19 protein-coding genes are annotated in these 14,368 nt (G+C 43.3%); all 19 read right to left on the reverse strand.

The window, feature by feature from the left end; genetic code table 11:
* Window positions 1-190 precede the first annotated feature (190 nt).
* Window positions 191-523 carry a DUF4926 domain-containing protein gene (locus ABC502_RS09880; protein ID WP_345915771.1) on the reverse strand — a complete coding sequence of 111 codons (333 nt, stop codon included), beginning with the start codon at window positions 521-523 and terminating at the stop codon, window positions 191-193.
* Window positions 524-633: 110 nt separating this feature from the next.
* On the reverse strand, window positions 634-954 hold the full coding sequence (locus ABC502_RS09885; protein WP_345915772.1) for a HEAT repeat domain-containing protein: 321 nt from the start codon (window positions 952-954) through the stop codon (window positions 634-636).
* A gap of 33 nt (window positions 955-987) precedes the next feature.
* Window positions 988-1,446: a DUF6174 domain-containing protein gene (locus ABC502_RS09890; protein ID WP_345915773.1), complete on the reverse strand. Its 459-nt coding sequence runs from the start codon at window positions 1,444-1,446 to the stop codon at window positions 988-990.
* 106 nt (window positions 1,447-1,552) lie between these two features.
* On the reverse strand, window positions 1,553-2,017 hold the full coding sequence (locus ABC502_RS09895) for a hypothetical protein (RefSeq protein ID WP_345915774.1): 465 nt from the start codon (window positions 2,015-2,017) through the stop codon (window positions 1,553-1,555).
* Window positions 2,018-2,118: 101 nt separating this feature from the next.
* Complete coding sequence (locus ABC502_RS09900) at window positions 2,119-3,249, reverse strand: alpha/beta hydrolase-fold protein (protein ID WP_345915775.1); 1,131 nt, start codon at window positions 3,247-3,249, stop codon at window positions 2,119-2,121.
* Window positions 3,250-3,389: 140 nt separating this feature from the next.
* The gene (locus ABC502_RS09905) at window positions 3,390-3,767 is read right to left on the reverse strand and encodes a hypothetical protein (RefSeq protein ID WP_345915776.1); all 378 of its coding nucleotides are present in this window, start codon (window positions 3,765-3,767) and stop codon (window positions 3,390-3,392) included.
* Between the two features lie 81 nt (window positions 3,768-3,848).
* Window positions 3,849-4,250 carry a hypothetical protein gene (locus ABC502_RS09910; protein ID WP_345915777.1) on the reverse strand — a complete coding sequence of 134 codons (402 nt, stop codon included), beginning with the start codon at window positions 4,248-4,250 and terminating at the stop codon, window positions 3,849-3,851.
* A gap of 68 nt (window positions 4,251-4,318) precedes the next feature.
* On the reverse strand, window positions 4,319-5,125 hold the full coding sequence (locus ABC502_RS09915; protein ID WP_345915778.1) for an alpha/beta hydrolase: 807 nt from the start codon (window positions 5,123-5,125) through the stop codon (window positions 4,319-4,321).
* A 480-nt stretch (window positions 5,126-5,605) separates the two neighbouring features.
* On the reverse strand, window positions 5,606-6,049 hold the full coding sequence (locus ABC502_RS09920) for a hypothetical protein (protein ID WP_345915779.1): 444 nt from the start codon (window positions 6,047-6,049) through the stop codon (window positions 5,606-5,608).
* Window positions 6,050-6,302: 253 nt separating this feature from the next.
* Window positions 6,303-6,479 (reverse strand): hypothetical protein, encoded by a 177-nt coding sequence (locus ABC502_RS09925; protein ID WP_345915780.1) that lies wholly within the window; start codon window positions 6,477-6,479, stop codon window positions 6,303-6,305.
* A 588-nt stretch (window positions 6,480-7,067) separates the two neighbouring features.
* Window positions 7,068-7,367, reverse strand: a complete 300-nt coding sequence (locus ABC502_RS09930; RefSeq protein ID WP_345915781.1) for a type II toxin-antitoxin system RelE/ParE family toxin — start codon at window positions 7,365-7,367, stop codon at window positions 7,068-7,070.
* Complete coding sequence (locus ABC502_RS09935) at window positions 7,368-7,637, reverse strand: type II toxin-antitoxin system prevent-host-death family antitoxin (RefSeq protein WP_345915782.1); 270 nt, start codon at window positions 7,635-7,637, stop codon at window positions 7,368-7,370.
* Between the two features lie 73 nt (window positions 7,638-7,710).
* The gene (locus tag ABC502_RS09940; RefSeq protein WP_345915783.1) at window positions 7,711-8,856 is read right to left on the reverse strand and encodes a serine hydrolase domain-containing protein; all 1,146 of its coding nucleotides are present in this window, start codon (window positions 8,854-8,856) and stop codon (window positions 7,711-7,713) included.
* A 183-nt stretch (window positions 8,857-9,039) separates the two neighbouring features.
* The gene (locus ABC502_RS09945; RefSeq protein WP_345915784.1) at window positions 9,040-10,059 is read right to left on the reverse strand and encodes a restriction endonuclease; all 1,020 of its coding nucleotides are present in this window, start codon (window positions 10,057-10,059) and stop codon (window positions 9,040-9,042) included.
* A 108-nt stretch (window positions 10,060-10,167) separates the two neighbouring features.
* Window positions 10,168-10,674, reverse strand: a complete 507-nt coding sequence (locus tag ABC502_RS09950; RefSeq protein ID WP_345915785.1) for a hypothetical protein — start codon at window positions 10,672-10,674, stop codon at window positions 10,168-10,170.
* 105 nt (window positions 10,675-10,779) lie between these two features.
* Window positions 10,780-11,346 carry a hypothetical protein gene (locus ABC502_RS09955; RefSeq protein WP_345915786.1) on the reverse strand — a complete coding sequence of 189 codons (567 nt, stop codon included), beginning with the start codon at window positions 11,344-11,346 and terminating at the stop codon, window positions 10,780-10,782.
* Between the two features lie 85 nt (window positions 11,347-11,431).
* Window positions 11,432-13,243 carry a DUF4209 domain-containing protein gene (locus ABC502_RS09960; protein ID WP_345915787.1) on the reverse strand — a complete coding sequence of 604 codons (1,812 nt, stop codon included), beginning with the start codon at window positions 13,241-13,243 and terminating at the stop codon, window positions 11,432-11,434.
* 115 nt (window positions 13,244-13,358) lie between these two features.
* A complete protein-coding gene (locus tag ABC502_RS09965; protein WP_345915788.1) occupies window positions 13,359-13,781 on the reverse strand; it encodes a hypothetical protein in 423 nt (140 codons plus the stop codon).
* 114 nt (window positions 13,782-13,895) lie between these two features.
* Window positions 13,896-14,156 (reverse strand): hypothetical protein, encoded by a 261-nt coding sequence (locus tag ABC502_RS09970; protein ID WP_345915789.1) that lies wholly within the window; start codon window positions 14,154-14,156, stop codon window positions 13,896-13,898.
* Window positions 14,157-14,368 lie beyond the last annotated feature (212 nt).

Here is a 14,368-nt window from a genome sequence, read left to right on the forward strand (position 1 = left end):
ACAAGCCGCCCAAACAAGATTCCGGTTCCATCCACTCCAGGGAATAGTCCCAGCTTCAAGTTTTACCGCCTTTTAATGCCTTTGTCAGCCGCGTTTTGGTTGTAATGGATTTTTGTGCAGAAATGGCCGTAGGTTACGCACAAAAAGGAGCGAAGACCAAAACGTCGGCTGGGCAAATTTGTTATGTGTGTTAATTGGTAGGTGATTGCAGCCATTTCACTTGCCCTTTTTTGAATGTGCCTATCCATTTGGTACTACCATTATCGAGGACACACTCTACTTCGAAGGCAGCGCCATCACCGTGAACCAAAACAACCGCGCCTAAGTCTCCAACTCTTGCCTCAGGGACACTTGAATTTTCTGAAATTACTTTTACAACATCATACTCTTTGATGCTTTTGAAGCAGCCCAAACATAGCACTTCATTTCGCTGTTCTTTAAACCTGAGCTCTTTGAGTGAATCATCTGAGGCTATTCTCAAATGAAACTCTTCACCGCATCTAGAACACTTGGTATATGCCATGAGCTCTACTTACACATAGACCTGATGACGCCCGCTAAACAGTCGAGCAACTTGTTGCAAGTCCAGCGCGTGCAACGCGCGATTTTTAATGGCCTTGTTAGGTGAATGGTTCATAAGTATTTCAGATTCTTTTGCCATTTCTCGCCTCTTTCTAGAGCTTCGATTGAGCCCTTTGCCCAGTTTCTGATGCCTTCATCTGGATTCTGCAATTCATTTACAAGAAATGGAATTACCGATTTATCCTCACACTCACCAAGGAGCTCTATCAATTTGCTGCGTGTATATGGGTCTTTATGCTTATCCAACAATTTAATTATCTCTGGCACCGCTTCGCTGGCGGAAGGCCTGGTGCCCCAGTACGCGTCTTCAAATGTCATAGCATCGGTGTTGATAATTGCTTTTATCCATCGACTGAGATTTGATGATTTCATGCTTGCCGAAGGCCGCGATGCTTAAGGCGTTTGTTAGAGCTCATTTGGCCTGAATTCCGTAACCTCATAAAAACACTCATCATCTATAATATCTTTTGACCAATCGACACGCATTTTCTCTGGAAATCTAAAGTCTTTATTAAATCTTAGCTCCAGTTTGTGCGACTCCTTGATTGCTTGCTCTGCCTGGTCAAATAAATCATCGATTGTCGTACTTCCACCAAAAAGTTGATTCTCATATTTTACGAAATTGTGTTCGCCGCTGCTAACTGTAGCTGATGTTATTGAACCAAACATACATCCTTCTTCGATAACATAAGCGTAGTCTCGAAGATTCAAAGATTGCCAATAATCACGGTACTGCTCATATTGATTAAGCTCCCTGCTTCTCTCAGAAACCGCATAAATACCCCAAGATGAATAAATCAGGATAATCAAGCTACCCAAAACAATAAGAACCACAAATGGATTCCGCAGATCAAAAAGATTCATAATGAGCTCTAACGCTTTGCTAGTTGGCTGCCGCAGCGAAGTGTAGGCAGTGTCGTGGATGCTGCACCTTTTGTGGCCGGAACGAAATTTAGCAAATTTTTATGTGTCATTTCACAAATGAACTCAATATGATTATATATCGCAACCCACCGTCTATTAATGGCTCATCATATCCAACATAAATATATGAGCGGTTTATCTCTCTGATATCTACGTTAATGCTTATCTTGCAATCACTATCCTCTTTAATATCAGTGGAGATCAGGGATGATGACTCAATATGGGGACTATTAGTTACTTTACCCAAGTGTTGCTCAAAGTTCAGGTCTTCAGATCCCAATTCAAGTAAAGATTTTACAAGCCATGCAGATTTAAAAAAGCCTAAATCACGATCATTCCCTATATTTTCATCTGAAAGACAGAACACAACATGTTGACGATCAATAGACTTAACATAAAACGTAAACTCTTTATCTTCAATATTTTTAAGTGTGACAACATAAAATGCACCCCAAGCAGCAGTTACTGGATACGAAAACAATAACAAGAACCATACAACGATGTTTTTCATTAGCTCACCAACGCCCGCCAAAAACGCGAGCAACTTGTTGCGAGTCGAGCGCCAAAGGCGCGTGGTGCTGGCGTTTGTTAGCACAGCTGAACTCAAGCATACTAAGTGAACAAAGCCTCAAGCTGTGCCTTTTGTTCAGGACTGAGTTCATTTAACGTCTTTAATGCAACTTCAAGTGCTGCTCTAGCATCTTCCGCCAAACTAAAATGTAAATAAGCCCTTATCAAGGAGATGTGAGCGTTCAACGATTGAGGATAAGTTTCTCGACTCCACTGCAACAGCGCCAACGCATCATCTTGCCGGTTTAAGAATTGCAACCACTGACCATAGCCAGCAGCTCTGTCCTCAGGAATAACCATGGGAATATTCAGTAGCTTCGAACGTCGCTCAAAGATAGCTTGCAAATCCGCTAGGGTTTGAGGCGTTTCAGGAATGGACCAACCTGAAAACAAATGCTTTAGACCGAAGTACTGCCCTTGCAAAACGGTAGTATTGTGAGTTTCGTCGCTAAAAGTCTGGGACCCAACGACCAATCTGTCAGTTGGATAACGAGCCAGCAATTCAACAAAACGTTGATACGGCTCTGTCATGGTTGCTTCTTCATTGGCTATCGACACATACAAGTACCCTTCCAACTGATCGCTTTTTAAAGCTTGCTCAGCTAACTCAAGCAACTGCTGGTTATTCCAATATAAAGACGGACTGATGGCGATAACACTATCAAACAAGCCTGGACGTTTTACCAAGGCATTGATAGCAAACTGACCACCATGCGACGTACCTGACAGTACTTGATAATCCAGGGTACGGTACTGTTGTTTCACAAAAGGAATTACTTCGCTCTCAACAAAAGCTAAAAATCTGTCTGCATTTTCCTGTTGGTTAGGGTTTTGTTTATCAGAAGCAGTTATAGTCAGGTCTCTAACGCGAGTTTCCCGCGGGTTAACTATGCCAACCACAATCATCGGCGGCATCTGCTCGAATTTTGCTAAATAATCTACCGTTCCAGCCGTATGTGGGCCCTGAATGTCGCCATCGGTCAGGTATAATACCGGATAACGGTCCTGACTATTTTGATAGCCGGCTGGCAGATAAATCATCAGCTCACGCTTTTCGTCAAGCACAGCACTGTCAATCACCCGTTCTTGTAATACAGGCAGGCGGGCTTCAGCCCAACTACTGCAGTGGCTTCCCAGTATGAGTAGCAGTAATCCATATACTATCTTTTTCATTGTTCTTCCTTAATTTTAAAACGCTACCCGCAATTAGAATGCGGAACGATTGTAGCGCTAGCGCCCAAATTTAATGCGAAAAGCAGCGCAGCGGTTTGACATCGCAGCCAGCACTGCTTGCCGGCGATAAAATTTGCTTTTTAGCTCTGAGACTTCTTATCTTTATCGATGGTTACCTGATTCATACGAAAGCCAACTAGAGATGCAAAGGCAACTACTAAAAGAAAATGTGCGCCAGGAAACGCTTCGTTTAAACCAGTAAACTTTGAAATTTGAAAAGGCACTACAAAGCAGAACGGCGCAGCCCAATATACCGACTTTAATACAAGTTTTTGACCCGATATTTTTTGACCAAGCCAGAACCCAACAAAGCCTACCAAGAAATAAATTGCTAAAGTAATCGCTATGCTTATAGCGCCAATAGCAAGATTACCTTTTATGACTGGTAACAATATGAAAAGAAGCGCAGTAACCGATAATACAGCTGAATATACGATTGTTTCCTTCTGATATTCCATTTTTACCTCGATTAACGCCCGCAACAAATGCGAGCAACTTGTTGCGAGTCGAGCCGCGAAGCGGCGTTTAGGTAGCGCTTGTTATCTGCCACACTCTGCCTCGATTATTTGCCCAGTTAAGTCTACTGCGATTTTCCGGTTGAAACTCACTGAGGGTACATCGCTTTCGAAAACAACATATTTTATTTTAAACACCCAGTGATTCATTTCTAAGCCTTTGGCAGCAACAGACGCTAACTCATAACTTGTAACATGGGCGACCTCTGTCGCAGTAAGGTTGTTCTCTGCCCAAGAGCTAAAAATGGCTTGAATTTGTTTAAAACTTATAGGCAACGCTGACTTACCATCCCAATGTACTTTTGGTTCAGCATCAAACCCCAGAGTGCATTGCGTCATATTTTCAGACCATATTTCAAATGCTTGCTGATTTGCAGTGACGGCACAAGAAAGAAGCACGGCAAAACACAGTGTGATTATTCTCATGTCTATCCTTGTGACATATAACGCCCAAAGCAACCACGCAGCTGTTAGGCGACGGTTGACTTTGCTTGTTAATGTTTACCCAGTTTTTGTATCAATTCTAAAAGCTCATTTACTACCAATTCTGGTTCATCAAACTGAACATAGTGACCGCTTTTCTCAGTTAGCACAGCTCTCCCCTGTGGAAAAGCACTAGCCCATCCATGCCACAACTCACCCCACATTTGCCTGCCCTGATCGGTGAAAAACAAATTGGACGGGCTCTCCACTTTTTTTACAGAAGCAATCACCGTTACGGGCATATCTTGGATCTGTGGATAGTCAGGTAGTGGCCTTTTACTCCAGAAGTCCAGATATTGGTTCGACATACCATCGGCCATGTCATCCAGTTTGATCTGCGCAATTTCTCGATTACCTTTATCTAAATCAATGGCGCGCACTATATCAACGTCATGCTCGGAGGACGGGTCTAACATTAACAGTGCTTGTATTTGTCTTGGATAAGCTGCGGCAAAATCTCTCGCAACGTTACCGCCATACGAATGAGCAACTAAAATTACCGGCTGGTTAACATCCAATGCCACTAAAAGCTCGCTGGCGTAGTCTGCGTAGTCACGCGATGTAAAATGTCTCTTAATCGCTGTGGAGTTGCCATTTCCAACTCTAGAATAACGAATAACTGTGGCGTGCTCAGCTATTTGATCAAAAACTGGCTCCCAGTCAGACATACCTGCACTGCCACCAGCCTCCAAAAGAACTATATGCTTTCCATTACCTGCTATTTCATACTCAAGCTCAAACTCATGGACATTGATAAGTGCCGGCTGAGCAGAAACAGTAAAAGATAATGCGATATCAATTAATGAGATTAACTTCAAAATTACTCCTGAAACACATAACGCAAAGCACATGGGCGACGACCGCGCAGCGGTTGGCTCCCCAGCGACCGAAGGGAAGGAATGGTGCGCCTTGTTAGCGGCGACAACCACACTACCCTCGCGGCACTGCCGTCACGCGATGCCAACCAACAGCACCCATGTGCAAATTAATAAATAAACCAGCGAGGTGCGATACTGAGAAATAGCTGGAACTTAAAAACATTAAAGCCAGCGGAGCAAAAGTACTAAAAGCAACAACGCTACCGCCCCATCAGAGATTGCACCTGACCAACAAACTAGCGAACCTAACGGAATAATTTAACAGCCGAGATACAACTTAACGCAAGCAGAGCTGAAAAGTAAAATAGATTTTGAAACTATAACGTCTCTACAGCCGACTAACGCTGGACGTAACCAGCTTCGCTGCTCTGCAGAAGGCACCAAAATGCGCAACATTTTGGTGCCCCCCCTTGCAACTGGTTAGCCGTGCGACGAACGTGATACATGAGCTAAAACGACCGCAAGACCAAGAAACAAACCATATAGCGCATAGAAGGTATAGTCGCTGAACACGACTGCCTGGATAGAAGTCAGCACCGCCTGAGCGTTGTTGACGGCGAGCCAGTTCGGCGGATAAAGGTAGTACAGGCCAGCATGAACAACATGAGCGACCGCCAGAGCCGTACTGATCAAGACCGCGCGCATAAAAGTCAATGACTTGAGCAGGCAAAGCAAGGCAGCATAAACTAACGAAACTAAAAGGCCGACGCCCAAGCTCAGTGGCCACCACCCCTTAACGTCAACGCTGTAGAACCACCCAATAGTTGTGGACAAAGCGTTGGCGAACGCCAGCAGAGCAAACGTGACAACGAAGACTTTGCTACGATATTGATGGGGGGACTGCGCAGATGTTTTGGCAATCATTAAATTATATCCAACGATTAATCAGCCGACACCTTAGTAGTCGGCTGTATTGATTTGTTAGCCACCATTCCAGAGTATTTACTAAAGGCTCAAATCAGTCAGCACATCAGTGGAGGTTGCATGGGGTGTTTGCCATTGTTGTGGAAAAGATCATTAATTGACGACAATTGCCAGGTTGCAGTTGCTTCAATTCGATGCAACTTCTAGCAAATTCGTTCATCTACATCTGTTAAAACAAACCCTTGCCGCCTAGTTAATCTTCTTTTGAAGCCCAACGTTTAAAGCCAGCATAAAGGCCATAAAACAGCATTGTGAACAAAGCAACTATTACAGCTCTATACCAATCTGTTTCGCTAATCCCGTGAACAAATGCCTGATAAATTGCGGATCCTAATCCAGCACCAATACCGAAAAATATAATGCTTTTCATATCAATAAATTAATCCTTAATGATACTTGCTTATTAGGGTTTGCGCGTCGCAGCCAGCGCTTTTTACTGGCGATAAAATTTGTTTGTTATGCCAAGACAGATAAAGCAGTCTATCTTGCTGATGGACAAAGGCCTGGCTGCTCACGCGCCCAAAAGAGCGGTTTTAGCTATTGACTCCGGGTAGGCTCATATGTACTAGGCTATTTTTACGAGTGACGCTCTCCAATAAGTTATAAGTATAAGCAATAACACCCATGGCATCGCATACCACCAATAGTAAGAGCCCCCACTATTTATTAGGTAAAAGCAAATAACGGAGAAAGCACTTAAAAACAACGAGATAACATATGCAAACCATAAAGCTACACAAACATCATTACTTAACTTCGACAGTGTAGCCCCACGTTCAGCACAAGCCGCGAAAATCAAACCAAAACCAACTGCTCCTCCTACACCAATATGAACAAATGAAAGCAAAACTAAAACCCAAAGTGACATCATTATCTTCCTGATTAGTAGCCTAACACCACCATCACCGGTGACAAAGCCGCAGCGAAGCGAAGGGTTGGCATCCGGTGCATGGCTTGGTTATGTTTCGTTTGCTGGTAATTCGAGCTGCCTCTCACTCCGCCAGACTCGTATGAGCACAACCTCTTTAGCCTGCCTGAGATAGACAACTCGAAACGGCGCGTGAATCAATTCGCGAATATGATCCATGTTGAATTCAGGAACAATTCGGCCAGCATCAGAGTGGGTTTGAAGCATTTCACAGTGCTCCAGGATAGCAGCCCCGAAATCATCACCGATATGTGGCACATCCTGCTCTTTGTAATACTCCTGAATAGCCTGCAAGTCCTCAAGAGCGGACTGTGCGATGCGTAACTCCATTTACTTGATACCCAATGTTTTCCTAGCGTCTTCCAACGATACGGTGTTGCCCTCGCGAACATCCATAAGCCCCCGCACCACCGCCTTTACAAACCGCAACTCCTCTGCGCTTCTCTCATAATCCTCGAGCCCCTGCACAACCGCTACGCCGCGGCCACGGCTTGTAAGCAGGATTGGGCGATGCGTGTCCTGTGCTCGACCAACCACCTTTCCGGGATTGATCTTCAGGTCTGATAGAGGAATGACATCCTCGGAAAATTTCACTTGCATAGTGGTTACCTAGCCAACAATTTAGTGCTATTAATAGCACCAGTTAACAGGTGCGGTCAAGAAACATAACGCTTCACTCAGCCGACACGTTAGCGGTCGGCTGCATTGAATTGTTAGGTAACTCTACGCCCTCACCAAGCAATATTGGCAGTATATGATTTCTGCTTAGACGATGGTGCGTGGTATTTTTATATTTACTGTCATGTGCATTTAACAACAAAACGATCAAGAGATTTCGATTCGGAACAAATTGAATCAGAGCGGTGTAACCATAGTCAGTACTTCCGCCCATCTGAACGATGGGTTCACCACTAATTTCGACCTGCGCTAAACTCCCCAGCAACCACCGTTCATTTGCTTTAGAAAAAGCTAAGTTTGACGCCCCGACGAGGAACATCGCTCCGTTTTTAAGTGCATCAGACCAAATAGCCAAATCATCAATTGACGTAACCATACCACCGGCCCCAATGAGCGCCCAGCTTAAGCCTTTTTCAAAAGTGGTACGGCCTTGGTCATCTCCCCCGTAGCCACGAGCGAGGTGGCTTGAAGATACTCGTTGATCTTTATAGAAACCGGTGTTACTTAAATTTAATGGAGTCAATAAGTTGTCGTGGACATAATCCTGAAATGATTTATCACTCACTTTCTCGACGATAGCCGCCAACAACGTGTAGGCCGCGTTGGAATATGCGATTTTCTCACCCGGCTTTGCAATTAGCGGCATAGCTAAGATTCTTTTCTCAGCCGTAGATTTATCCATTAACTCAAAGTCAGACTCATTGTGAAAGTTATCCAGGCCACTCGTGTGCCCCAAGAGCTGCATAATTGTAATCGACTTCAATTCATCAGGCGCTATTGGATAAAAAGCCCCAATAGTATCGGAAAGTTGCAACTTTTTATTCTGGACAAGTTGTAGCACTGCGGCTGCTGTAAATGTTTTTGCAATTGACCCCATATCAAAAATAGCTGCAGCACTATTTTTCACAGAACCATCCCTGTCAGCAAAGCCATAAGCACTCTTAAATAAAACAACGTCATTCTGAGAAACTAGAACAAGCCCATCAAAAGTGCCCGCCATATGTTCTTGATGAAGTTCATAAGCCAAACTAGCGATTACCTCTTTATCTGACTGAACAATTGAAAACACATTGCGATGGTCAGATACCGCACTACAACTTGAAAGTGCTAAGGCAAATAAAAAAATGGTTAGACGGTTCATGGTATTTATAAGTTACCTAACGCTTTGCTCACCGGAAAATTTAGAGCGCAGCGAGTAATTTTTCCGCGTGCAGCAACTTGTTAGGACCTCGATATCGAAACCTAGGTCAAGGTATGAGGCCGATGCCTGCACTCCATCTGCTAACTTAAACAGCAACATCCCCTAGTCTAAGAGTCGCTGAGATCAAATATTCGGTTTTTCCGCCAATAACTTTCTCACAAGCTCCTCACATACATAGGTGTAAATGTCGTATAAACGCTCGACCCTGCCAGGAAGTTCACGAAGTGACCGCTGCGGCAATTCAAGCATATTTTCGAGCATTGCTTTTTTGTCTCCATCAGTCTCTTCCGCGATTTCTTCCTCTAAACGCTCGATTAGGAATTTTTGTGTATCCTCCATTTCTTTAAGAGCTGACTTGTCCGCCATATTAAATAGCCACGACAATCCTGAGGTTACCGTCATATGAACAAAGGTGGGCGAGGCGTCCGAAGTCATACTCAAGCACTTATCCCGAAAAGCCCGGTAATCATCCCGATCAAGCTTCAAATCCCCCATCGTTTCATCACCGGAGATTGGTTCGAGAAATCGTGGCCGCACTATATCAAAGTACGTCATCGCAAAGGCTTCGTCGCGTTTCTCGGCATTCAGTGAGTCCATCAGCTCAATAAAATACTCGATGGTATTAAGCTGTGGCTTCATGGCGTAGGCGATATGATAATTATTTAGGACTGATAGAAAATTTAACTCAGAAGGCAGCCTATACTTACGTCGAAGGTCATTTTTTCCAGAAGTGAGACTGTCTAGGTCTTTCAGTTCCCACACCTTTATCCGGTACGGCGGCTTATTTTCCTTCTGGTGTTCTTCAATGTGACTTTTGGTCGGGTTCGAAAGAAAATTAGAGACAATAATCAGCAGAACGTCTGGACGCTTTGCATTCGCCCATGAAATTGCCCCTTGAATTTTCTCGGGCGGCACACCCTTTACATAGTGCTTACACTCTACAAACCACTGCTCATGGTGCTGGCTTCCGTCTATATCATTTCTAAGCAGCAACCCTTGAATGTCTCTTCCTTGATCAGACGGGCTAGAAGCGAGGCCTGTTCCCTTTCTCCAGCTGAGATTGACAAAATCAAGACTTTTCAGAAGATCGAAACAAAACTCCTCGAATTCTGTATCGCTAAGGTGATCTAGCGTGAATCTCATAGTCACGTCCTTTCGTCCTAACGCTTTGCTAATTGGCTGCCGCAGCGCAGCGAAGGCAGTCCAGTGGAGGCCACGCTTTTTGTGGCCGGAACGGAATTAAGCAACTTGTTAGTTACCGATTACAAACTTTGCGGTTCCAGAGCTTACCGAACAAAAAGGCTTCAAGTTGCGAAAATCTGTATCTATTTTTTCCGTGGTATCATCGAATGTAATGTCTACGATACCGCTGTGCCAAGTTACATCAAAGCTGATTCTCGAGTCTAACTCGATTCCATTTTTTAATAGACTCTCTGATTTAGGCTGTCCATCTTTAATGTGTCGAACAATTAACTTTAGTGTGCTTGATTCTTTCATTTCATGGAAAAGATATACCTGAATCCCGTCTAAATCATTAGAGTCACTCTCTAATCCACACGCTGCTCCTGGTGCCCACACGGAACCTTGCTTTAAATCCAATAGCTCGAGAGTGAACGATTCTTTCCCAGCTTCGTAATAATCACTCCAAGTCAACGCCTGATACTCACCATCAGAAACAGATAAGACAATGCCGCCATTATCTTTGGGAGCACAAGCAGATACCAATAAAACTAGTAAAGCAAAACAAATTCGAATCATTCTTCAAAGGTACCTAACGCCCGCCACAAACGCGAGCAACTTGTTGCGAGTCGAGCGCCCAACGGGCGCGTTTTGGTGGCGTTTGTTAGGTGCATCAAAAATTCGCTAATTAATTAATGCGCCGATTGCAAAAATTGACATGACAGGAATTGCAACAACTGCATCGACAACTATCGCAGCAGGGGTTGCTATTATTTTTCCTGCTTTATCAGCACCACCAACAGGCATTTCAACCAGTACATAATGGTGGCCTGCCAATTGTTCAAAAGGATAATCCCCATCTACAACATATCGCTTTCCTGTCATCGGGAATATGATCTCCATATTTCCAGGACGGTACTTTCGATCAACGAATCCAAGTGCCCGAAGCTCAGTGACATTCGACGGTTGTACAGCTACCAAGGTAAACTCACCAGCGACATTGTTTTCTTTATCAAGCTTAAATGTGCTGTAAACAGGCGTAAAATCCATTGACCGGCTTAACGCTAAAATATTTTTAAATTTATCACTTGCTTCAAAGATATAGCTATATTTCTTACCAGTGACAATGAGCAAGTCTTCGTCAGCTACACCATAGAAGCCTGTGATGTGTTCATCGTAGCTTGGAGCCTGCCAAACCTGTGAAGTACAACCAGTCAAAAAAATCAAAATGGCAAATAATCGGTAGTACATTTGGTCTCCTCAAAGCCCTAACGCCGCCAAAAGCGGTGAGTAACAGTTGGCTAAAATGTGTAGCGAAGCGGAACCGAGCCAACTGTTACGAATCCGGCTTAATGGCTTTGTTAGCTACATTTTCTGGTTTGTAGTACTTTTTCCAGTGACTACCTAAAGGCAACATTAAAATGTGTAAAACTAACCACCAAAGAAAAACCGGTGCAACACCATAAAAGTGACCAGCCGGCATATAGCCATGAGACATTTGGTTTCTTAAGTCCCCATATATCTTATCTATTAAAATCGCTTGAAGATTTCCGACAATGTCTTGACCTAAAACTTCAAGAATAACTGGATGATCTAATAAATATTTCAGGCCACTTCTTTCTTGAGAACCATCACCGTGCAATGTTGTTGGTTCCTCTCCTTGACTTCTTGCCACGTACCTAAGTGAATTTTCAATCTGTGGAATAAGAATATGACACGCACTTAGGAAGTCCCCTTCAAGGCCGAACATAATCCCTTTAATATAAAAATATTCGTGCCCGTATGGTATGAACGGACTATTTTTTAAAATCGATTCTAGAGCATATTCAGAAACGTGGTGCTGAGTCATTAGCTCATTTAGGGCAGGTCTTATCTGTCCCTGGACAGCTAATTGATGATCAATTCCAATGTTTCTCATCATTGTAGCCCAAGTGACAGGACCATCTTGACTTTCATTTAGTCCCATACCAGCAGGAACCGTTGCAACTGTGATACCTTCGTGATCTATGTGCGTTCCACCAAACATCCATGCAATGCTACTTTGCATCTGTTCGACTGCTTGCTCTCTCAGCTTGTTAATATCTGTAGGTCTTGAAACCAGAACACCAAGCCTAAAAAGCATATCGAAGAAATCTTTACCTTGGACGTGAATTTTTGCTTGATGAACAATTTCACTAATGTCCTGTGCTGGTGTTGAAAACTCATGAAGTTGATGTAGAGATTCAATCTGGTGATCTCTCATTGTTTCATATAATTCAAGTCTTTCTTGTCTAGTGTTGGGGACTTTAGACAACGCATCAATTGCTTTAAGTATGCATCCTGCAGCTATCAGTCCACCATCTTGAAGCTCTGAGTCTTTGACGTGGCAAGTTGCTATTTCTCTCCAGATTTCTTGCTGTTTACTTTTATTTCGAGTTGAGTTGGCAGAGTTTAGTGCGCACTCCCATCCACTTATCGCTGTTCTAGTATCACCTAATTCAAAACGAGTCTGAGCAATTTCCTCCGCTGTATTAAGAATCCAGTCATCATCACCAACGCCACATTCATATGATAACGTCAATAAACGCAATGCATAAAAAGGTGGATTATCTAATTTTTTACTATCTATCTCAGATTTAATAAAGCCTGCTAATTTTTCAAACAAATCAGGTCGTTGTGTGTCTCTTTTGAACATGCAGCTTAGCCTTAAGGCACGCTCTATTCTCTCTGCTGGGTATATCCATGATTCACCTAGTGCTAATAATTGTTTTGCTGATTCAAGATATGCCTCTATTGCCATATAAGCATGATCAACACTTCCAGCTTTAGTAACCCAAGAAATATCTGCTAACCGTGCTTGTAACTCTGGTATTGTCACAGAGTCGCAAAATTGAGAAATCGCATTCAAAGACTCTTTAGAAAAATCATTGGCAATAAGACCTCTGCGGTCTTGCATTATAAACTTAGGTGAAAATGGCGCTTTCGGATTTTCAGGCTTTAGGTGCATCGAGCAAGCGGCAGATAACAGTTTTGCGGCATTAGAGCCTTCAACACTTCTCAAAGATGACTCTAATTCATAATACAAAGGTTTTCTGCATGACCTGAGTATTTGAACTTGATCTAGTGATTGCAATTCCTCCAGTGTTACTTCAATTTCTTGAATGGACATATAACCTCCGTGTGTAGATTGTAGCTAATGCATAACAAATGTGCTGCCGCAGCGCGGCTTAGGCAGTCCCGTGGAGGCCACGCTTTTTGTGGCCGGAACGAAATTAAGTAACTTGTTAGCGATATTTACTAAGATACGCATCTCCTAGAGCATCTAAGTTTTTATTCCAAAGTTCGGCGATTAGCGTTAACGAAAAGCTGTGAAAATTATCAACACCAAGTTGTTCCTTTTTTACCAGACCATGTAATACATAAAAATCTGAATCTTTTAGGCGAAATATTGGAGTATGGACAGCATTATTTCTTAACTCACGGAACCAGTCATATAGCTCAAATTGGAATTCATCAATAATTGACTCTTTTTTAAGCATTTCTAGTCGCTGATAGTGATTCTTGAGTTTAGCCTCTGGTAAGTGATGATCTAACAAAGTTTTTACCATCATCTCGACAAATGAATGGGATACGATCACGAGCAGGCGCGGATTATCTTTTACTATTCCGATTTCTTTTCCAACCTGCAGCATGTAATCCTGATCCAAACTTACCTCCATATTGCTAACGCCGCCAGCACAGGCCGGAGCACGCAGTGCATAGGTCCAGCCCAGAAGGGGCGATTGTGGCTGGCCTTGTTAAAACTTTCACTCTGCAAACAATCATGGGAATATCATTGCCAGAATCACAACTGCAACGAAATATGTAAGAAATGCACTTACTCCAATTAGAATTGCATAAACATATTTTTTTGTGTTTGATATATCTCTTCCAAACACTTTGGCATTAACAGCATATGCAGCTCCACCGCACAAGCCACCTAGCGCGCCGCCAATAAAAATTAATATAAGAGGCCACCCACAAGCGAGGTGCTCATACCATTCCATTTTCTTCTCAACACTTGTTGTTATATCTTCGGTCATGGGCTTCGATCCTATGAGTTTTAACGCAAAGCTTTGGGGCGGCTGGAGCGAAGCGTAAGCCGTCCCAGCCGCGGTAGCGGCGACAATAGCGCCTTGTTAAGGCTTTGCACTTGGCAACACCTTATGTACACAAAATGCTACGGTACTCGATATGATAAATACCGACAACCAAAACAACGGGGCTACACGCTGGTATAACGGTATAAAGTCAC

Origin of the sequence: Alkalimonas sp. NCh-2, assembly GCF_039631345.1 — a bacterium.
GTDB lineage: Bacteria > Pseudomonadota > Gammaproteobacteria > Enterobacterales > Alteromonadaceae > Alkalimonas > Alkalimonas mucilaginosa.

Bases quoted from the DNA above. Each gene is read 5' to 3' on its own strand.
- ABC502_RS09895 (WP_345915774.1), bottom strand. From the start codon at position 2,017: ATGAAAAACATCGTTGTATGGTTCTTGTTATTGTTTTCGTATCCAGTA.
- ABC502_RS09905 (WP_345915776.1), bottom strand. From the start codon at position 3,767: ATGGAATATCAGAAGGAAACAATCGTATATTCAGCTGTATTATCGGTT.
- ABC502_RS09920 (WP_345915779.1), bottom strand. From the start codon at position 6,049: ATGATTGCCAAAACATCTGCGCAGTCCCCCCATCAATATCGTAGCAAA.
- ABC502_RS09960 (WP_345915787.1), bottom strand. From the start codon at position 13,243: ATGTCCATTCAAGAAATTGAAGTAACACTGGAGGAATTGCAATCACTA.
- ABC502_RS09890 (WP_345915773.1), bottom strand. From the start codon at position 1,446: ATGAATCTTTTTGATCTGCGGAATCCATTTGTGGTTCTTATTGTTTTG.
- ABC502_RS09930 (WP_345915781.1), bottom strand. From the start codon at position 7,367: ATGGAGTTACGCATCGCACAGTCCGCTCTTGAGGACTTGCAGGCTATT.
- ABC502_RS09950 (WP_345915785.1), bottom strand. From the start codon at position 10,674: ATGATTCGAATTTGTTTTGCTTTACTAGTTTTATTGGTATCTGCTTGT.
- ABC502_RS09945 (WP_345915784.1), bottom strand. From the start codon at position 10,059: ATGAGATTCACGCTAGATCACCTTAGCGATACAGAATTCGAGGAGTTT.
- ABC502_RS09910 (WP_345915777.1), bottom strand. From the start codon at position 4,250: ATGAGAATAATCACACTGTGTTTTGCCGTGCTTCTTTCTTGTGCCGTC.
- ABC502_RS09885 (WP_345915772.1), bottom strand. From the start codon at position 954: ATGAAATCATCAAATCTCAGTCGATGGATAAAAGCAATTATCAACACC.
- ABC502_RS09900 (WP_345915775.1), bottom strand. From the start codon at position 3,249: ATGAAAAAGATAGTATATGGATTACTGCTACTCATACTGGGAAGCCAC.
- ABC502_RS09935 (WP_345915782.1), bottom strand. From the start codon at position 7,637: ATGCAAGTGAAATTTTCCGAGGATGTCATTCCTCTATCAGACCTGAAG.
- ABC502_RS09940 (WP_345915783.1), bottom strand. From the start codon at position 8,856: ATGAACCGTCTAACCATTTTTTTATTTGCCTTAGCACTTTCAAGTTGT.
- ABC502_RS09955 (WP_345915786.1), bottom strand. From the start codon at position 11,346: ATGTACTACCGATTATTTGCCATTTTGATTTTTTTGACTGGTTGTACT.
- ABC502_RS09925 (WP_345915780.1), bottom strand. From the start codon at position 6,479: ATGAAAAGCATTATATTTTTCGGTATTGGTGCTGGATTAGGATCCGCA.
- ABC502_RS09970 (WP_345915789.1), bottom strand. From the start codon at position 14,156: ATGACCGAAGATATAACAACAAGTGTTGAGAAGAAAATGGAATGGTAT.
- ABC502_RS09880 (WP_345915771.1), bottom strand. From the start codon at position 523: ATGGCATATACCAAGTGTTCTAGATGCGGTGAAGAGTTTCATTTGAGA.